Consider the following 18,379-nt stretch of genomic DNA (forward strand, 5'->3'; position numbering starts at 1 on the left):
GAATTCCGTGAAACCTGCTGCTCGTCGCCGCGCCCGTGAATGTGCCGTTCAGGCACTTTACTCCTGGCAGTTGTCCCAGAACGACATCGCTGATGTTGAATACCAGTTCCTGGCGGAACAAGACGTCAAAGACGTTGACGTCGTGTACTTCCGTGAACTGCTGTCGGGAGTGGCGACTAATAGCGCGTATCTCGACGGCCTGATGAAGCCGTACCTGTCCCGCCTGCTCGAAGAGCTGGGCCAGGTTGAAAAAGCGGTGCTGCGTATCGCACTGTTTGAACTGTCTAAACGTGATGATGTGCCTTACAAAGTGGCCATCAACGAAGCGATCGAACTGGCGAAAACCTTCGGTGCTGAAGACAGTCACAAATTTGTGAATGGCGTGCTGGATAAAGCTGCACCTGCGATCCGTCCCCGTAAAAAGTGATCCGCAAGCCGGAGTTTCGTATCGCCTTTGGGCGGTGCGGGCTCCGGTTTTTTTATTTTATTTGCTGAGGCATAACGTATGGCATGTGGCGAATTTTCCCTGATTGCCCGTTATTTTGACCGAGTCAGAAGCTCGCGTCTCGATGTGGAAACCGGCATCGGCGACGACTGTGCACTTCTCAATATCCCCGAAAAACAAACGCTGGCAATCAGCACCGACACCTTAGTGTCCAGGCATCATTTCCTGCCGGATATCGATCCTGCCGACCTGGCGTATAAAGCGCTGGCGGTGAACGTGAGCGATCTGGCAGCGATGGGCGCCGATCCGGCGTGGTTAACGCTGGCCCTGACATTGCCAAAGGTTGATGAAAGCTGGCTTGAGGCCTTTAGCGACGCGCTGTTTGAACAGCTTAACTATTATGATATGCAGCTGATCGGCGGCGATACCACCGCCGGTCCGCTGTCGATGACCCTGGCGATCCACGGCTATGTGCCGGTAGGGCGCGCGCTGAAACGCTCTGGCGCAAAACCGGGCGACTGGATTTACGTCACCGGTACGCCGGGTGACAGCGCAGCTGGGCTGGCTATTTTACAGAAACATTTAACCGTGCCGGATGCGGATGACGCCGCGTACTTTTTACAACGCCATTTGCGCCCGACGCCGCGCATTCTGCACGGCCAGGCACTGCGCGACCGCGCCAGTTCAGCTATCGATCTCTCCGATGGCCTGATCTCCGATCTGGGCCATATCCTGAAAGCCAGCGGCGTGGGTGCGCGGATCGACCTGGATCTCTTCCCGCTCTCTGACGCGATGCGCAGGCACGTGGAGCCAGAGCAGGCGCTGCGCTGGGCGCTCTCCGGCGGTGAAGATTATGAGCTGTGCTTTACCGTTCCCGAGCTGAACCGCGGCACGCTGGATGTAGCGTTAGCCAATCTGGGAGCCGGGTTTACCTGTATCGGCCAGATCATGCCGGAAAGCGAAGGGATGCAGTTTGTGCAGAACGGCGCGCCGGTGACGCACGACTGGAAAGGGTACGATCACTTCGCGTGATGTGTTGCCGGGTGGCGGCTTCGCCTTACCCGGCCTACAAATGCGATCGTAGGCCCGGTAAGCGTAGCGCCACCGGGCTTTTTTTATTTGAACCCCACCACCGGATGCTGCTTGTACGGCGTTTCCAGCTCGGCAATCTGTTCCGGGGTCAGGGTGATATCCACGGCATTGATCAGCTCGTCGAGCTGCTCTTCGCGCGAGGTGCCGATAATCGGTGCGGCAACGCCCCGCTTGCTCAGCACCCATGCCAGCGCCACCTGGGCGCGCGTCGCGCCAAGCTCCTCGGCAATCCGCGTTAAACGCTCGGCAATCTGCGCATTATTGGCTTCGGTTTCTTCATACAGCGTTTTGCCAAACTCATCCGATACCGAGCGGGCTGTGGTCTCTCCCCACGGACGGGTTAAGCGCCCGCGCGCCAGCGGGCTCCACGGGATCACCGCCACGCCGTGCTGATAGCACAGGGGCAACATCTCGCGCTCTTCTTCACGGTAAATAAGATTGTAGTGATCCTGCATGGTGACAAACGGCGCCCAGCCGTGCTGTTCCTGCAGCGCCAGAGCCTCGGCAAACTGGGCGGCATGCATCGACGAGGCGCCGATGTAGCGCGCTTTCCCGGCTTTGACGACGTCGTTCAGCGCTTCCAGCGTCTCTTCAATTGGGGTGTTGTAATCCCAGCGGTGGATCTGCAGCAGATCGACGTGATCCATATTCAGGCGTCGCAGGCTGTCGTCAATGGAGCGCAGGATCTGGGCTCTGGAGAGCCCTTCCGCCAGATCGCCTACCTGATGGTAAACCTTGGTGGCAACCACCACCTCGTCGCGGCGGGCGAAGTCGCGCAGCGCCCGGCCGACGATCTCTTCGCTGCTGCCGTCGGAGTAGCTATTGGCGGTATCAAAGAAGTTAATGCCGCCCTCAAGGGCGTGTTTGATGATCGGACGGCTGCTCTCTTCCGGCAGCGTCCAGGCGTGCTTACCCCGGTCCGGCTCGCCAAAGGTCATGCAGCCCAGGCAAAGACGGGAAACCTTAAGATCCGTTTTTCCTAATGTATTGTATTGCATGGTTCCACTCCTGCTGATTACTTAAAACGTACCGTTAAGCATAGCAGGAGCGGAAAGGGGAGGGATTATGCCAGCCAGGCGGTGATGCGGGCTTCGATGCCGGCGGCATCCAGGCCAATGTCGGCGCGCGCTTCGTCCTGGGTACCCTGCGGGATAAAGTGGTCCGGCAGGCCGAGGTTCAGCACCGGCACGACTTTACGCTTCGCCATCAGCACTTCGTTCACACCGCTGCCAGCGCCACCCATAATGGCATTCTCTTCCAGGGTGATCAGCGCCTCGTGCCGTGAGGCCATCTCCAGAATCAGCGCTTCATCGAGCGGCTTCACAAAGCGCATATCCACCAGCGTCGCGTTAAGGGATTCCGCCACTTTTGCCGCTTCCGGCATCAGCGTACCGAAGTTCAGGATCGCCAGCTTTTCACCGCGACGTTTGACGACGCCTTTGCCAATCGGCAGTTTTGCCAGCGGCTCCAGGGTGACGCCCACGGCATTACCGCGCGGATAACGCACGGCGGTGGGGCCATCCTGATAGTGGTAGCCGGTGAACAGCATCTGACGACACTCGTTCTCGTCGCTCGGGGTCATCACCACCATGTCCGGGACACAGCGCAAGAAGGAGAGATCGAACGCTCCCTGGTGCGTCTGGCCGTCGGCGCCGACAATGCCTGCCCGATCGATGGCGAACAGCACCGGCAGTTTCTGGATGGCGACGTCGTGGATCACCTGATCGTAGGCGCGCTGCAGGAAGGTGGAGTAGATCGCCACCACCGGCTTGTAACCACCAATCGCCAGGCCCGCGGCGAAGGTCACCGCATGCTGCTCGGCAATAGCAACATCAAAATATTGCGTCGGGTATTTGCGGGAAAACTCGACCATACCGGAGCCTTCGCGCATCGCCGGGGTCACGGCCATCAGCTTGCTGTCTTTGGCGGCAGTTTCGCACAGCCAGTCACCGAAGATTTTTGAGTAGCTCGGCATCCCGCCGCTGCTTTTTGGCAGGCAGCCGCTGGTCGGGTCGAATTTAGGCACCGCGTGGAAGGTGATGGGATCTTTTTCCGCCGGTTCGTAGCCCCGGCCTTTTTTGGTCATGATGTGCAGGAACTGCGGGCCTTTCAGGTCGCGCATGTTTTTCAGCGTCGAGACCAGCCCCAGCACGTCGTGCCCGTCAACCGGGCCGATGTAGTTAAAGCCCAGCTCTTCAAACAGCGTGCCGGGCACCACCATGCCTTTGATATGTTCTTCAGTGCGACGCAGCAGCTCTTTAATCGGCGGTACGCCGGAGAAGACTTTTTTGCCGCCTTCGCGCAGGCTGGAGTAGAGCTTGCCCGAAAGCAGATTCGCCAGGTGGTTGTTCAGCGCCCCGACGTTTTCGGAAATCGACATTTCATTGTCATTGAGGACCACCAGCATGTCGGGCTTGATATCACCCGCGTGGTTCATCGCCTCAAAGGCCATCCCGGCGGTGATCGCCCCATCGCCAATCACGCAGACGGTGCGGCGCTGTTTGTTCTCTTTTTCGGCGGCAACGGCAATACCGATCCCGGCAGAAATGGAGGTAGAGGAGTGGCCGACGCTCAGGACGTCGTACTCGCTCTCGCCGCGCCACGGGAACGGATGCAGGCCACCTTTCTGGCGAATGGTGTCAATTTTATCGCGACGGCCGGTGAGAATTTTGTGCGGATAAGCCTGATGACCCACGTCCCAGATCAGCTGATCGAAAGGCGTGTTATAGACATAATGCAGCGCCACGGTGAGCTCCACCGTGCCAAGCCCGGAGGCGAAATGGCCGCTGGAGCGGCTTACGCTGTCGAGCAGATAGCGACGAAGCTCGTCGCACAGCTTCGGCAGGCTCTCTTTCGGCAACAGACGTAACTCCTGGGTGGAGTCAACCAACGCCAGTGTCGGGTATTTGGCAATATCAAAACTCATCAGAGACTCATCGTGGTGTTTTCGTTATTTATCACGCTGGATTATATAGTCCGCTAGCGCTTCCAGTGCCGAGGTATCCAGTGACTGCGCGGCCAGTTGTTCAAGCGACTGGCGGGCATCCGCAATCAGGTCCCGGGCTTTTTGTTGGGCTTGCTCAAGACCCAGAAGGGCGGGATAGGTACTTTTGCCAAGCTGCTGATCGGCACCCTGACGTTTACCCAATGTTGCAGTATCGCCCACGACATCCAGAATGTCATCCTGAACCTGGAAGGCTAAACCGATACTTTCTGCGTAGCGATCCAGAACGGGCAGGGCTTTGCGACCCTGCTCACCCGCGCTCAGCGCGCCCAGACGCACGGCGGCGCGAATCAATGCCCCGGTCTTGTGGCGATGAATACGCTCCAGCTGTTCCAGATTAACCTGACGACCTTCCGCCTCAAGATCCAGCGCCTGACCGCCACACATGCCGGCCACGCCGCTGGCCATCGCCAGTTCGGAAACCATCGCCAGACGATCGCGATCCGCGACTTCCACCATTGGGGCATCGCTCAGAATCGAGAACGCCAGGGTTTGCAGGGCATCGCCTGCCAGAATGGCGTTCGCTTCGCCAAACTTAATGTGGCAGGTCGGCTGGCCGCGACGCAGATCGTCATCGTCCATCGCCGGCAGATCGTCATGGATCAGCGAGTAGGCATGAATACACTCGACCGCGGCCGCTGGCGCATCCAGCGTATCGGCGCTGATGCCGAACATCCCACCGGTGGCATACACCAGAAAAGGACGCAGGCGTTTGCCGCCTAACAGTGCGCCATAATGCATGGCCTCAACCAGTGGAGTGTTCTGAAAAGGCTGCGGAGCGATAAAACGGCGCAAGGCGTCGTCAGCGCGCCCGACGCACGCCTGAAGCTGGTTCGAAAAATCCATCTACTCGGCATCCGGGGTGAAGGGGGTCGTGGCAGCGTTTTCGTTATCGGAGAGCAGGATCTGCACGCGTTGTTCCGCCTGTTGCAGCTTAACCTGGCCCTGGCGCGCAAGCTGCACGCCGCGTTCGAATTCATTAAGCGCCTCTTCTAACGGCAGGTCGCCGCTTTCCAGACGGGTAACGATTTGCTCCAGTTCACTCAGCGCAGTTTCGAAACTGGCGGGTGCATCGTTTTTCTTCGGCATAGTGAATGTCTGACTCTCAGTTTTTTATCCCTGATATGGTATCGGACTCAGGGTAATTATCAAATAACGCGCAATGTGCACAGGACCCACGGGATGGTGGTATACTTCCGCGCCTGGATGCAGCCCTGGAAATGTGGGCTGCTGTACTTTTCCATTACAAGCCTTATCGCTTGCCTAAGAAACATTGCCGCCATGAAGTTTATCATTAAATTGTTCCCGGAAATCACCATCAAAAGCCAATCTGTGCGTTTGCGCTTTATTAAAATTTTAACCGGGAACATTCGTAACGTTCTGAAGCACTACGACGAGACGCTGGCCGTCGTGCGTCACTGGGATCACGTTGAAGTCCGCGCTAAAGATGAAAACAAGCGCCTGGACATTCGTGATGCCTTAACCCGTATTCCGGGTATCCACCATATTCTGGAAGTGGAAGATGTACCTTTCACGTCCCTGCACGACATCTTCGAAAAAGCGCTGGCGCAGTATCGCGACCAGATCGAAGGCAAAACCTTCTGCGTGCGCGCCAAGCGTCGCGGTAAACATGAGTTTAGCTCCATTGAAGTTGAACGCTACGTTGGCGGCGGGCTGAATCAGCACGTTGAGTCTGCGCGCGTGCGTCTGACCAACCCGGAAGTGACCGTTAACCTGGAAATTGAAAACGACCGTCTGCTGCTGGTGAAAGGCCGTTATGAAGGTATCGGCGGCTTCCCGATCGGCACCCAGGAAGATGTGCTGTCACTGATCTCCGGCGGTTTCGACTCCGGCGTCTCCAGCTATATGCTGATGCGTCGCGGCTGCCGCGTACACTACTGCTTCTTTAACCTCGGCGGCGCGGCGCACGAAATTGGCGTGCGTCAGGTGGCTCACTATCTGTGGAACCGCTTCGGCAGCTCCCACCGCGTGCGTTTTGTGGCGATCAACTTTGAGCCGGTAGTTGGCGAGATCCTCGAGAAAGTCGACGACGGCCAGATGGGCGTAATTCTCAAGCGCATGATGGTGCGTGCGGCTTCGAAAGTGGCTGAGCGTTACGGCGTGCAGGCGCTGGTGACCGGCGAAGCGCTGGGCCAGGTCTCCAGCCAGACCCTGACCAACCTGCGTCTTATCGACAACGTCTCTGATACGCTGATCCTGCGTCCGCTGATCTCCCACGATAAAGAGCACATCATCGATCTGGCGCGTGAAATCGGTACGGAAGACTTCGCCCGCACCATGCCGGAATACTGCGGCGTGATTTCCAAGAGCCCGACCGTGAAAGCGGTGAAGTCGAAGATTGAAGCGGAAGAAGAGAACTTCGATTTCAGCATCCTTGAGAAAGTGGTGGCTGAAGCCTCTAACATTGATATCCGCGAGATCGCCCAGCAGACCGAGCAGGATGTGGTCGAAGTGGAGACCGTGAACGGTTTCGGTCCTGACGACGTGCTGCTGGATATCCGCTCTGTGGATGAACAGGATGCGAAGCCGTTTGAGCCGGAGGGTGTGGAAGTGGCCTCGCTGCCGTTCTACAAGCTGAGCACTAAGTTTGGCGATCTGGATAAGAGCAAAACCTATCTGCTGTGGTGCGAGCGCGGGGTGATGAGCCGTCTGCAGGCGCTCTATCTGCGCGAGCAGGGCTTTACCAATGTGAAGGTGTATCGACCATAGTTTCGATGCCGGGTGGCGACTTCGTCTTACCCGGCCTACATAGATCGAGTAGGCCCGGCAAGCGCAGCGCCGCCGGGCAATACTTACGCTTCGTAATAGTTATAAATCCCCGCCGCCATCACCAGCGATGAGGCCACTTCATAGGCTTTTGCCCGCCCGACCAGCAGCTCGATAATCTTCAACGCAAAATCGATCGACGTGCCCGGCCCCTGGCTGGTTAACAGGTTGACGCGCGGATCCCAGACCATACGCTTGTCCACCCACTGCTCTTCGGGAATTTTATCCTTCAGCGTCGGGAAACCGGTCATATTGCCAATCGGGAAGATATTATGTGGAACCAGCACCGTGGCCGCGGCCGCGCAGATGGCAGCGACGATGCGTCCGGAATGGTGGAACTGCCTGACCGTCTCGACCAGTAGCGGGCTGTCGCGGAAGCACTCCGCACCCTTAATACCACCCGGCAGGACGATGACGTCGTAATCACCGTCGGCAACCTCCACCAGCGGGGCATCGGCCACGATCTTCACCCCGCGCGAGCAGGTGATAATCAGATTACCGTCGCTGGCGACGCTTGCTGTCGTGACGTTAATCCCGGCGCGAACCAGCAGATCGATAGTAGTGACCGCTTCGGTCTCTTCGCTACCAGGGGCGAGGCATACCAGTGCCGACGCGCTCATACTCACTCTCCTTACGTTTAACCTGTTCATACAGCCGGACATTTTCCGGCACGCTGATACCGTGCGCGCGGGCGCGTTTTAGCAGGTAACCGGTAATGTAGTCAATTTCGGTATGGCGTAGCCCGCGGATATCCTGCAGCATCGAAGAGATATTCTGGGCGGTGCTTTCAATGACCTCTTCAACGTAATAACGAATATCGTCCACCGAGGAGTGAATACCCTCGCGCTCCACCACGGCAGCGACCTCAGCACACAGCGTTGCGACCGTCTGCGGATGATTTTTAAGCTCACCGTTCGGGCAATCCAGCAGGGCAGTCAGCGGATTGATCACGCAGTTTACCGCCAGCTTGCGCCACATCTGCGGGCGAATGTTATCGTGCCAGGCGACATCCGGCAGCACCTGCTGGAAACGATCTGCCAGATAACTGTAATCCCCCTCCTGCGCTCTGGCCGGGCCGATGTGGGTCATCCCGCTGGCAACATGAACAATCACGTTGCCGTCACGGCGAGCCGCATGGGTAGTAATGGCCATCAGCAACGGCTGGGGAACGCTTTTGAGCTCCTCAATGGTGCCCATTCCGTTGTGCAGCAACATAATCGGTGACGAAGAGGGGAGGGTGGACGCCAGCGCCCGCACGGCATCGGAAACCTGCCAGGCTTTCAGGGTGACCAACAGCAGATCGCTTTGCGCCAGGAAATCAGGATCGTTAGCGATAAGCGATTCGTTAAAGATACTCCCGTCTTCTTCAATCAGGTTTACACTGCAATAGGGTTGCGGCACGCGCAGCCAGCCCTGGACTTCATGTCCCTGTTTGCGAAGTGCGGCGAGCCAAAGTTGTCCCAGTGCCCCGCATCCGAGCACGGTAATTTTCATCGTTCCTCCTCACCTGCAACTGCGCCAGGTGTTACAACATGTAGTATAGCGTCGACAACTAAGCTTCTGTTGAGTTATGCCCCGTAGCGGGTATTATGCAACGCAACAAAAGTGAAGGGAGAAGAAAAGATGCCATCTTTCGATATTGTTTCTGAAGTTGATATCCAGGAAGTACGTAACGGCGTGGACAACGCCAGCCGTGAAGTTGAGTCACGTTTCGATTTTCGTGGCGTTGAGGCCAGTTTTGAGCTGAACGACGCAAATAAGACCATTAAGATCCTCAGCGAGTCCGATTTTCAGGTCACCCAGCTGCTGGACATTCTGCGCGCCAAGCTGCTGAAGCGCGGCATCGAAGGGACCTCCCTCGACGTGCCGGAGACTTTCGTTCACAGCGGCAAAACCTGGTTTGTTGAAGCCAAACTGAAGCAGGGCATTGAGAGCGCGATGCAGAAGAAAATCGTCAAGCTCATCAAAGACAGCAAGCTGAAGGTGCAGGCACAGATTCAGGGCGAAGAGATTCGTGTCACCGGCAAATCCCGCGACGATCTGCAGGGTGTGATGGCACTGGTGCGCGGCGGCGATCTGGGCCAGCCGTTCCAGTTCAAGAACTTCCGCGATTAAGAAAAAGCCCGGCGATGCCGGGCTTTTTTTCAGGCTTTAAGCGCCTGCTCAACTTCAAAGCGGTTAGTCACTTTGCTGTCGATTTTGACATACAGACTGCGCTCTTCCGGCACCAGTAATACCTCGCTGACACCCTCTTTAGCTTCAAGTCGCTGTTTTAATGCTTCGCTCACTTCAACTTCCTGCGGAATTTCCACCCGCAGGCTGCTGACATAACGCGGTTCTTTCATGGTGCTGGCTACCAGCAGCCAGACCGTTGCCAGCAGCGCACCCGCCAGGAAGACGGTTTGTGAATCAAACATGCCATCGACCCAGCCTCCCAGAGACCCGCCGATTGCCACACCGATAAACTGGCTGGTGGAGTAGATCCCCATCGCCGTTCCTTTATAGCCGGCCGGAGATTCTTTACTGATTAACGACGGCAGCAGGGCTTCCATCAGGTTAAAGGCGAGGAAGAACAGCTGCACGCCTGCGACCAGCTCCCAGAAGTGCGGGCCGGAACCCCAGAGCACGATTTCGGCGATCAACAGCAGGGCGACGCAGGCCAGGAAGACGCGCTTCATCCGGCGCTTTACTTCGGCATAAATAATAAACGGCACCACGGACACAAAAGAGATAAGCATGGTGACCAGGTAGATTTTCCAGTGCTCAGCCGCCGGAAAACCGGCAGCGGCCAGCTGGCCGGGCAGGGCGACAAAGGTGGACATCAACAGGATATGCAGGCACATGATGCCGAAGTTGAGCTTCAGCAGACGCGGCTCGACCAGCACCTTGCTGAAGCAGCCTTTGACCATCCCCGATTCGCGGTTCAGGACATGGTTTTTGCTGTCGGGAACGACCCAAATGGTCAGCGCGATGCCGAGGGTCGCCAGCACGGCGATCATCCAGAACAGGGCATGTAGCCCGAGCGCATGGGTGATGATGGGGCCCAGCACCATCGCGATAGCAAAGGTCACGCCGAAGCTGACGCCAATAAAGGCCATCGCTTTGGTGCGGTTCTGTTCGCGGGTCAGATCGGACAGCAGCGCCATCACGGCAGCGGCGATGGCCCCGGAGCCCTGCAGCGCACGGCCGAGAATGATGCCCCAAATGGAGTGGGAGAGGGCGGCGACCACGCTACCGGCGACAAACACCAGCAGCCCGCCGACGATCAGCGGCTTGCGGCCGACGCGATCGGAGAGCAGGCCAAAGGGGATCTGAAAGACCGCCTGCGCCAGGCCATAAATACCGATGGCAAGGCCAATTAACGCCTCGCTTGCTCCCTGTAACGCCATGCCGTATGTGGTCAGAACAGGCAGGACCATAAACATGCCGAGCATACGCAACGAAAAAACTGTGCCCAAACCCCAGGTGGCGCGTAGCTCGCCTGGCGTCATTTTATAATCGTTCATTACCACCTCTGTCTAAAAAGCGCGTTCAGTGTAGTGCGAGTGGGCGTTCCGGTAAACAGAGCGATGGTGAACAAATATAAATTACATGAATGATCTGTGCTATTAAGCAGAGAAAGGAGTGACGAAAGGGGAGGGGATAATCGTGCTTCGAGGTGAGATAATTAATAATGAACCAGGAACAGGGTGAATAACCTGTTCCTGTAGCGGTACGTATTTTACGCGTTAGCTTTGACCAGGAAGTTATTCCAGTCACCGGCAGCATTGTTCACGAAAGATGACCAGCTATTTCCTGCCGTTTCGACAAAACCATTCCAGTTATTTGAACCGGTATTGACAAAGGTTTGCCAGTTAGAGGCACCCACCACGAACGAGCCAAACGCAATGGCGCTGTCAACCACGAAGTCAGCAAAGGCGGTGCCAGAGGTGGCAACGAAGGAACCGAAGCCAACCGCGGAGTTATACACAAAGCTGGTGAAGCCGGTTGCGGCGCCGAACAGATTAAAGCCGCCGGAGATGTAGTGCATTTCATTCAGTGATAATTCTTTCACTTTTATTTCCTTATTAAATGAAAAAGGGCGTGAGCAAAAAACTCACGGCGGAAGAGTACCACCAGGGAATAACAATCAGACAGGCAAAAAGTAGCGAAAGGATTTATATGCTCTTTTTTTTAACTTAATTAATATTTGAGGGTGATCTGTCGTGCGGTAATAATTAATTTTTGATATGACATAAAAAAACAGCCCGCGACCATTAAGGTAGCGGGCTGTTGAGTGACGCCGTCTGGCGAACTTACCAGACGTAGGTCAGCAGATTATGTGAATCCGGCACCATAAAGTCGACGGACATCATCACCGACAGGGAAGTGATAGCGACAATAGAGAACACAAACAGTTTGCGTGCCCAGACTTTGTCGTCTTCCACTTTATAACCTCGCAGTGCCATACCGAGCCACCAGACGCTTACCGCCGCAGCAACCACCAGATATTTGTACCCGGCGTAACCGCCCAGAGAGAGCATTAGCGTAGCAACCGCAAAGGCAATGATGTAGAGCGTGATATGGTTCTTGGCAACGGAAATGCCTTTCACCACCGGCAGTACCGGAATGTTCGCTGCCTGATAATCCTTAAAGCGGAAAATCGCAATGGCGTAGGAGTGCGGCATCTGCCACAGGCTAAAGATAGCCAGCAGGATCAGCGCACCGCTGTCGAACTCGTTGGTAACCGCGCAGTAGCCAATCACCGGCGGCGCAGCGCCGGAGAGTGAACCAATCAGCGTACCGTAGACGGAGTGACGTTTCATATACAGGCTGTAGACGCCCACATACACCACGAAACCCATCACCCCCAGCCAGCAGGCCAGAGGGTTGGCGCCGAACCACAGCAGCATAAAGCCAGCAATACCCAGCAAGGTGGCGTACACCAGCGAGACGGCAGGGGACATCAGGCCTTTTACCAGCACCCGATTTTTGGTCCTTTCCATCTTCCTGTCGATATCCATGTCGATGTAGTTGTTAAATACACAACCGGACGCGACAACCAGTGACACCCCAACCAGCGTGTAGATAAAGAGGGTGTAATCGATGCTGCCCTTAGAGGCCAGCAGGAACCCTCCGATCACCGAGATCAGGTTGCCAAAGATGATGCCAGGTTTTGTGACTTGCAGGTATTGCTTAAACATACTCGCCGCTCTTAGTGAACCATCATGTTGTAGTTGAGGTTCCACATGATCCAGATGGAGCCGACTACCAGGATTGCGATGATAATCACGGTAAAGATGAATGCCGTCATGTTCCAGCCTTCATCAGATTTGGTGTTCATGTGCAGGAAGCAAACCAGATGCACCAGAATCTGCACTACCGCGGTAACCAGGACAGTGCCCAGGATTGCCGCGTGAGAAGCAGTACCGCTCATCACCATCCAGAACGGGATCACCGTCAGGATGATCGACAGGATGAAACCTGTCATGTAGGTTTTTACGCTACCGTGGGAAGCGCCATGATCGTTTGAATGACTCATTACATCGCCCCCATCAGATACACTACAGAGAACACACAGATCCAGACCACATCCAGGAAGTGCCAGAACAGGCTCAGGCACATAATACGGGTGCGGTTAGTGCTGGTCAGGCCGCGACGGGATACCTGGAACATCAGTACCGCCATCCAGATCAGACCGGAAGTCACGTGCAGACCGTGGGTACCGACCAGCGCGAAGAACGCTGACAGGAAGCCACTGCGATCCGGACCGAAACCTTCCATGATCAGGTGGTGGAATTCATAGATTTCCATCCCGATAAATCCAGCACCAAACAGCCAGGTCAACGCCAGCCAGGAGACGACCTGGCTCTTGTTGTTCTTGTACATGGCGATAGCCGCCATGCCGTAGGTGATGGAGCTGAACAGCAGCAGTGCGGTTTCAACCAGAACGAACGGCAGCTCGAAAATGTCCTTGCCGGTCGGGCCGCCCGCTGTGCCGTTCACCAGAACGGCATAGGTCGCGAACAGACAGCAGAACAGGATGCAGTCGCTCATCAGGTAGATCCAGAAGCCGAAGACTTTCATCGGCCCTGTATCATGGTGCCCGTGATCATGCGCATGGGCAGTCGCGTGGGTTAAAGTATCAGTTGCCATTTTTCAGCCCCGCTTTAGCAATCTCGTCGAAATGCTGTTTTTCCAGAATTTCAACTTCACGGACTGGTACGTAGTAGTCCACGTCCTCATCAAAGCTCTTCACAATCCAGCTGATAACGATGCCAGCAAAGCCGACGATCGCAAGCCACCAGATGTGCCAGATCATCGCGAAACCAAATACCGTCGCGAAGGCGGCAATCACAATGCCCGCACCGCTGTTTTTCGGCATGTGGATCTCTTCGTAATGCGCAGGCTGCTTATACGCTTCGCCTTTTTCTTTCATTTCCCAGAATGCGTCACGCTCATGAATGTGCGGCACAACGGCAAAGTTATAGAACGGCGGTGGAGAAGAGGTTGCCCACTCCAGCGTACGGCCACCCCATGGGTCACCGGTCAGGTCACGGTTCTGGTCGCGGTCACGAATAGAGACGTAGAACTGAATCAGCTGAGACGCGATACCACAGGCAATCAGCACCGCACCGCCCGCTGCAACCATCAGCATTGGGTGGAACTGTGGATCGATCTGCTGGCTCAGACGACGGGTCATACCCATGAAGCCCAGCACGTACAGCGGCATAAATGCTACGAAGAAGCCGATGATCCAGAACCAGAACGCGCGTTTGCCCCATTTTTCGTTCAGCGTGTAACCGAAGGCTTTTGGCCACCAGTAAGTCACACCAGCGAAGCAACCGAACACCACACCGCCGATGATGACGTTATGGAAGTGCGCAATCAGGAACAGGCTGTTGTGCAGAACGAAGTCAGCACCCGGCACGGCCAGCAGTACGCCGGTCATCCCACCTACGGAGAAGGTGACGATGAAGCCGATGGTCCACAGCATTGCTGAGTGGAACACGATACGGCCCTGGTACATGGTGAACAGCCAGTTGAAGATCTTAACCCCGGTTGGGATCGCGATAATCATGGTGGTGATACCGAAGAAGGCGTTTACGTTCGCGCCCGCACCCATGGTGAAGAAGTGGTGCAGCCAAACGATGAACGACAGAACGGTAATACACACGGTTGCCCACACCAGCGAGGTGTAACCAAACAGACGTTTACGCGAGAAGGTCGCTGCGATTTCGGAGAACACACCGAAGACCGGCAGAACCAGGATGTACACTTCAGGGTGACCCCATGCCCAAATCAGGTTGATGTACATCATCATGTTGCCGCCCATATCATTGGTGAAGAAATGGGTGCCCAGATAGCGATCCAGGGTCAGCAGCGCGACGGTGACAGTCAGGATTGGGAATGACGCGATAATCAGGATGTTGGCGCACAGAGATGCCCAGGTAAATACCGGCATCTTGAACATGGTCATGCCAGGGGCACGCATCTTGATAATGGTCACGAAGAAGTTAATACCGGTCAGGGTAGTACCGACACCGGAGAGCTGTAGCGCCCAAATCCAGTAATCAACACCTACGCCAGGACTGTATTCAATCCCCGAAAGCGGCGGATAGGCCAGCCAACCGGTCTGCGCGAACTCACCGACGCCCAGAGACAGGTTAACCAGAATCACACCGACAACCGTGAACCAGAAGCTCAGGTTGTTCAGGAACGGGAACGCAACGTCGCGCGCGCCGATTTGCAGCGGCACAACCACGTTCATCAGACCAATAACCAGCGGCATCGCCACGAAGAAGATCATGATAACGCCGTGGGCGGTAAAGATCTGATCGTAGTGGTGCGGTGGCAGGAAGCCTGCTTCGCCAGCGGAGGCAAGCGCCTGCTGGCTACGCATCATGATTGCATCGGCAAAGCCACGAATTAACATGACGATACCGACGATGCAGTACATGATACCGAGTTTTTTGTGGTCAACCGAAGTCAGCCACTCATTCCACAGGTAGCTCCACTTACCGAAGTAAGTGATCAAGCCAACTAAGGCTGCGCCACCAATGACAATGGCAGCAATCGTAACCATGATAATCGGCTCATGGTACGGCACTGCATCCAGTGTTAATTTTCCGAACATTTTCTTCCTCGGCCCCTTAGTGAGAGGTTTCCGCGTGGCTCATGTCCATGCCTTCCATTCCTTCGTGTGATGCGTGCTCACCTTCCGGTTGGGTCATGTCCATGCTCTTGCCGTGGCCCATAAATTTGTTGATAACGTCTTTAAACAAATCAGGTTTCACGTCAGAGAAGTACTCCACCTTGTTGTATTCGCTAGGTGTTGCCACTTTGTCGAACGCGGCCATGTCAGACATGGTGTTCGTAGACTGTTTCGCTTTAGCAACCCACTGGTCGAAAGCGGCACGGTCAGGTGTGGCAATGGCTTTGAACTTCATACCAGAGAAGCCCGGGCCACTGTAGCTGGCGGAGATACCATCATAGGTGCCTGCTTCATTCGCGATCAGGTGCAGGTTGGTCTGCATACCGGCCATCGCGTAAATCTGGCTACCCAGACGCGGGATAAAGAAGGAGTTCATCACGGAGTTAGACGTTACTTTGAACTGCACCGGTACGTTCGCCGGGAAGGCGATTTCGTTCACGGTAGCAATGCCCTGTTCCGGGTAGATGAAGAACCATTTCCAGTCCATGGAGACGACTTCGATCGTAATCGGTTTCTCATCGTGAACCAGCGGTTTTGCAGGTTCAAGCGCGTGAGTGGTTTTCCATGTCAGAACGGCAAGGAACAGGATGATCAGGATCGGCACCGTCCAGACCACAGCTTCCACTTTATTGGAGTGTGACCAGTTAGGGCTATACTTCGCATCTTTATTGCTCGCACGATACTTCCAGGCGAAACCAACAGCCATCAAGATGGCGGGAATCACGACGATCATCATCAGGCCGAAAGCCGTCAGAATGAGCGAACGTTGCTCCAGTCCAATCTGTCCTTTGGGGTCTAGCAGCGCAGAATCACAGCCACTGAGTAATACAGTGCCTGCAAATAACGACAACCATCCCAAACTTTTATTGTATTTCCTAAGTGTCATTTAACGACCTCAATTCCACGGGGACCTGGTGGCGTTTAAAGTGTGGGGGCATTTTACGGGAACGTTACATTACTGTAAACATCATTAGACCTGTGTCAGGAACGTGTTACCAGGTTCTGCCAGGGAAGTCACAGATGTTGCAAATTATAACCGGTTTTCAGACGCAAGCACCGCCAGACGGGCGTTATAACGAAACAGACTCGGTAGGTAGGGTAAAAAGGGCAATTGGTATAACCATTGCTAAAAACACACAAATCATTAACAAATAATTATCAATAAAAAGACAACTAAAAAACGTAAAATTAATGTTTCGTTTGCTGAATCGGTTAACGAAAAATAGCCTGGTTCCCACGTTCCAATAATTTCCGGAATTCTAAGTGGCACGAAACAACAAATATTATTTTTCCATGGCCAAATTTATTTACCGTTATAATTTACATGGGTGATTACAACGGAAAATAACATTTTACGCCTGTTTCACACCCTGTGGCTCTCACGCATGGCCAGGTAGTCAAGGAGGGCACCCGTCAGGATCCCGGTCAGCGCCAGAAGAGCGCCTGTGTCCAGCAGGAGCAGGCTAAACGGCAGTGCGAGGGTGGTGGTGGCATTGAGAATCGTCACGATGAGCCACAGCGCCAGTAACAGCGATCCCACCAGCAATATTCTTAATGCAAAGCGATAGGCCGTCGGGAAACGCGTCCGGACCATAAAGTGTTCCGTCTGCTGGGTATATTCCAGCGAGCGACGACATATTAAGAGCAACAACAGCCCCGGAATAGCCGCAAAGACGGAAAAGAGATAAAACTCAGCCCAACCGTGCGCTTCCACAAACCAGCCCGCGATAGGGCCAACATACACCCGACCCACGGCAGAGAGCGCAGAGAGCAGGGCGAACTGGGTCGCGGAGAAGGATTTGTTGCACAGGGTCATCAGCAGGGCGACAAACGCAGCCGTCCCCATCCCGCCGCACAGGTTTTCAAAGAACACTGCCGCCGCCATGCTGAGCATATGCTTATCGGTGATGGAGAGCAGCCAGTAACCGGCATTCGACACGCCCTGCAGGATGCCGAAGATCAGCAGCGCGCGGAACAGGCTTAAGCGCTGCATCAGGACGCCGCCATACAGCGCGCCGATAATAGTAGCAATCAGCCCCAGCGTCTTATTCACCACCCCCACTTCGCCAGCATCGAAGCCTACGCCGCGGATTAAAAAGGTGGTGGTCAGGCTCATGGCAAACGCATCCCCGAGCTTATACAACACAATCAGCAGCAGAATAAGCCAGGCATTGTTGCGGCCAAAGAAGTCGCGCAGCGGTTCGGCAACCGCCTGTTCGAGGGAGCGGGGAACGGGAATAACGTCGCTCGGTTCAGGAGCCAGGAACGTTGCAATCATGCACGGGATCAGCAGGGCAGCCATCAGCCAGTACATGCCCTGCCAGCCCAGATAACGGTCTGCCAGCCATAATGCCAGCCCGCCGGAGACCAGCATCCCCAGGCGATAGCCCAGCACGCTGATAGCGGCCCCGGCGCCACGCTCTTCGGCCGAGAGCACGTCCGTTTTCCAGGCATCAAAAACGATATCCTGCGACGCGGAGCAGAAGGCGATCACTACCGCCAGCGCGGCCATCCAGCGCAGCTGCGACGCGGGTTCGAGGAAGCCCATCGCGGCAACCGCCAGCAGCAGCATCGCCTGGGTCATCAGCAACCAGCCACGACGCCTGCCGAGGAACGGCGGTGTGTAACGGTCCATCATCGGCGACCATAAGAACTTGAAGACATAGGCCTGGCCGACCAGCGAGAAGAAGCCGATGGTTTTGAGATCGATATTTTCTACGGTCATCCACGCCTGAAGCGTGCCGGATGTCAGAGCGAGGGGTAAACCGGAGGCGAAACCGAGGATCAGCAGGATAGCTGATTTAGGCTGCTGGAAAATACGTAAGTATTGACTGGACATGGGCAGGCTAGCTGACCC

18 protein-coding genes are annotated in these 18,379 nt (G+C 55.5%); 4 read left to right on the forward strand and 14 right to left on the reverse strand.

Going from position 1 to position 18,379, the window contains the following annotated elements; all coding sequences use genetic code 11:
* Positions 1-7: 7 nt before the first annotated feature.
* The gene (nusB, locus tag AAHB66_RS04930) at positions 8-427 is read left to right on the forward strand and encodes a transcription antitermination factor NusB (protein WP_032616814.1); all 420 of its coding nucleotides are present in this window, start codon (positions 8-10) and stop codon (positions 425-427) included.
* Positions 428-505: 78 nt separating this feature from the next.
* Positions 506-1,477 carry a thiamine-phosphate kinase gene (gene thiL / locus AAHB66_RS04935; protein WP_347115392.1) on the forward strand — a complete coding sequence of 324 codons (972 nt, stop codon included), beginning with the start codon at positions 506-508 and terminating at the stop codon, positions 1,475-1,477.
* An 83-nt stretch (positions 1,478-1,560) separates the two neighbouring features.
* On the opposite strand, the gene AAHB66_RS04940 is transcribed toward thiL, so the two are convergent.
* The 4 genes from AAHB66_RS04940 to xseB form a co-directional block, all read right to left on the reverse strand.
* On the reverse strand, positions 1,561-2,535 hold the full coding sequence (locus AAHB66_RS04940) for an aldo/keto reductase (protein ID WP_347115393.1): 975 nt from the start codon (positions 2,533-2,535) through the stop codon (positions 1,561-1,563).
* Positions 2,536-2,600: 65 nt separating this feature from the next.
* Positions 2,601-4,463, reverse strand: coding sequence for a 1-deoxy-D-xylulose-5-phosphate synthase (dxs, locus tag AAHB66_RS04945; RefSeq protein ID WP_347115394.1), 1,863 nt, complete (start codon positions 4,461-4,463; stop codon positions 2,601-2,603).
* A gap of 24 nt (positions 4,464-4,487) precedes the next feature.
* Complete coding sequence (gene ispA / locus AAHB66_RS04950) at positions 4,488-5,387, reverse strand: (2E,6E)-farnesyl diphosphate synthase (RefSeq protein ID WP_142488423.1); 900 nt, start codon at positions 5,385-5,387, stop codon at positions 4,488-4,490.
* Positions 5,388-5,630, reverse strand: coding sequence for an exodeoxyribonuclease VII small subunit (xseB, locus tag AAHB66_RS04955; RefSeq protein WP_103824033.1), 243 nt, complete (start codon positions 5,628-5,630; stop codon positions 5,388-5,390). It lies immediately after the preceding gene.
* A gap of 192 nt (positions 5,631-5,822) precedes the next feature.
* On the opposite strand from xseB, the gene thiI reads away from it, so the two are divergent.
* On the forward strand, positions 5,823-7,271 hold the full coding sequence (gene thiI / locus AAHB66_RS04960) for a tRNA uracil 4-sulfurtransferase ThiI (protein ID WP_347115395.1): 1,449 nt from the start codon (positions 5,823-5,825) through the stop codon (positions 7,269-7,271).
* Between the two features lie 83 nt (positions 7,272-7,354).
* Here thiI and yajL read toward each other — a convergent pair whose 3' ends face one another.
* Positions 7,355-7,948, reverse strand: a complete 594-nt coding sequence (gene yajL / locus AAHB66_RS04965) for a protein deglycase YajL (protein ID WP_333851051.1) — start codon at positions 7,946-7,948, stop codon at positions 7,355-7,357.
* Positions 7,911-8,822 carry a 2-dehydropantoate 2-reductase gene (gene panE / locus AAHB66_RS04970; protein WP_347115396.1) on the reverse strand — a complete coding sequence of 304 codons (912 nt, stop codon included), beginning with the start codon at positions 8,820-8,822 and terminating at the stop codon, positions 7,911-7,913. Before panE ends, yajL begins: the two co-directional genes overlap by 38 nt.
* Positions 8,823-8,951: 129 nt before the next feature.
* On the opposite strand from panE, the gene AAHB66_RS04975 reads away from it, so the two are divergent.
* Positions 8,952-9,443 (forward strand): YajQ family cyclic di-GMP-binding protein, encoded by a 492-nt coding sequence (locus AAHB66_RS04975; RefSeq protein WP_106992136.1) that lies wholly within the window; start codon positions 8,952-8,954, stop codon positions 9,441-9,443.
* Between the two features lie 29 nt (positions 9,444-9,472).
* On the opposite strand, the gene AAHB66_RS04980 is transcribed toward AAHB66_RS04975, so the two are convergent.
* The 8 genes from AAHB66_RS04980 to ampG form a co-directional block, all read right to left on the reverse strand.
* Positions 9,473-10,834 carry an MFS transporter gene (locus AAHB66_RS04980; RefSeq protein WP_347115397.1) on the reverse strand — a complete coding sequence of 454 codons (1,362 nt, stop codon included), beginning with the start codon at positions 10,832-10,834 and terminating at the stop codon, positions 9,473-9,475.
* Between the two features lie 215 nt (positions 10,835-11,049).
* Positions 11,050-11,382, reverse strand: a complete 333-nt coding sequence (locus AAHB66_RS04985; RefSeq protein WP_347115398.1) for a hypothetical protein — start codon at positions 11,380-11,382, stop codon at positions 11,050-11,052.
* A gap of 241 nt (positions 11,383-11,623) precedes the next feature.
* Positions 11,624-12,511, reverse strand: a complete 888-nt coding sequence (gene cyoE, locus AAHB66_RS04990) for a heme o synthase (RefSeq protein ID WP_333851040.1) — start codon at positions 12,509-12,511, stop codon at positions 11,624-11,626.
* An 11-nt stretch (positions 12,512-12,522) separates the two neighbouring features.
* On the reverse strand, positions 12,523-12,849 hold the full coding sequence (locus tag AAHB66_RS04995) for a cytochrome o ubiquinol oxidase subunit IV (protein WP_032616827.1): 327 nt from the start codon (positions 12,847-12,849) through the stop codon (positions 12,523-12,525).
* A complete protein-coding gene (locus AAHB66_RS05000; protein WP_337016325.1) occupies positions 12,849-13,463 on the reverse strand; it encodes a cytochrome o ubiquinol oxidase subunit III in 615 nt (204 codons plus the stop codon). The genes AAHB66_RS04995 and AAHB66_RS05000 overlap by 1 nt, the downstream gene beginning before the upstream one ends.
* The gene (gene cyoB / locus AAHB66_RS05005; RefSeq protein WP_347115399.1) at positions 13,453-15,444 is read right to left on the reverse strand and encodes a cytochrome o ubiquinol oxidase subunit I; all 1,992 of its coding nucleotides are present in this window, start codon (positions 15,442-15,444) and stop codon (positions 13,453-13,455) included. The genes AAHB66_RS05000 and cyoB overlap by 11 nt, the downstream gene beginning before the upstream one ends.
* A gap of 16 nt (positions 15,445-15,460) precedes the next feature.
* Positions 15,461-16,408: a cytochrome o ubiquinol oxidase subunit II gene (gene cyoA, locus AAHB66_RS05010; RefSeq protein ID WP_333851032.1), complete on the reverse strand. Its 948-nt coding sequence runs from the start codon at positions 16,406-16,408 to the stop codon at positions 15,461-15,463.
* Positions 16,409-16,885: 477 nt separating this feature from the next.
* On the reverse strand, positions 16,886-18,361 hold the full coding sequence (ampG, locus tag AAHB66_RS05015; RefSeq protein WP_347115400.1) for a muropeptide MFS transporter AmpG: 1,476 nt from the start codon (positions 18,359-18,361) through the stop codon (positions 16,886-16,888).
* Positions 18,362-18,379: the final 18 nt, after the last annotated feature.

Source organism: Leclercia sp. S52 (assembly GCF_039727615.1).
GTDB lineage: Bacteria > Pseudomonadota > Gammaproteobacteria > Enterobacterales > Enterobacteriaceae > Enterobacter > Enterobacter adecarboxylatus_B.

Bases quoted from the DNA above. Each gene is read 5' to 3' on its own strand.
- AAHB66_RS05000 (WP_337016325.1), bottom strand. From the start codon at position 13,463: ATGGCAACTGATACTTTAACCCACGCGACTGCCCATGCGCATGATCAC.
- thiL (WP_347115392.1), top strand. From the start codon at position 506: ATGGCATGTGGCGAATTTTCCCTGATTGCCCGTTATTTTGACCGAGTC.
- AAHB66_RS04995 (WP_032616827.1), bottom strand. From the start codon at position 12,849: ATGAGTCATTCAAACGATCATGGCGCTTCCCACGGTAGCGTAAAAACC.
- ispA (WP_142488423.1), bottom strand. From the start codon at position 5,387: ATGGATTTTTCGAACCAGCTTCAGGCGTGCGTCGGGCGCGCTGACGAC.
- AAHB66_RS04940 (WP_347115393.1), bottom strand. From the start codon at position 2,535: ATGCAATACAATACATTAGGAAAAACGGATCTTAAGGTTTCCCGTCTT.
- AAHB66_RS04980 (WP_347115397.1), bottom strand. From the start codon at position 10,834: ATGAACGATTATAAAATGACGCCAGGCGAGCTACGCGCCACCTGGGGT.
- cyoB (WP_347115399.1), bottom strand. From the start codon at position 15,444: ATGTTCGGAAAATTAACACTGGATGCAGTGCCGTACCATGAGCCGATT.
- dxs (WP_347115394.1), bottom strand. From the start codon at position 4,463: ATGAGTTTTGATATTGCCAAATACCCGACACTGGCGTTGGTTGACTCC.
- xseB (WP_103824033.1), bottom strand. From the start codon at position 5,630: ATGCCGAAGAAAAACGATGCACCCGCCAGTTTCGAAACTGCGCTGAGT.
- panE (WP_347115396.1), bottom strand. From the start codon at position 8,822: ATGAAAATTACCGTGCTCGGATGCGGGGCACTGGGACAACTTTGGCTC.
- yajL (WP_333851051.1), bottom strand. From the start codon at position 7,948: ATGAGCGCGTCGGCACTGGTATGCCTCGCCCCTGGTAGCGAAGAGACC.
- cyoE (WP_333851040.1), bottom strand. From the start codon at position 12,511: ATGTTTAAGCAATACCTGCAAGTCACAAAACCTGGCATCATCTTTGGC.
- ampG (WP_347115400.1), bottom strand. From the start codon at position 18,361: ATGTCCAGTCAATACTTACGTATTTTCCAGCAGCCTAAATCAGCTATC.
- cyoA (WP_333851032.1), bottom strand. From the start codon at position 16,408: ATGACACTTAGGAAATACAATAAAAGTTTGGGATGGTTGTCGTTATTT.
- thiI (WP_347115395.1), top strand. From the start codon at position 5,823: ATGAAGTTTATCATTAAATTGTTCCCGGAAATCACCATCAAAAGCCAA.
- AAHB66_RS04975 (WP_106992136.1), top strand. From the start codon at position 8,952: ATGCCATCTTTCGATATTGTTTCTGAAGTTGATATCCAGGAAGTACGT.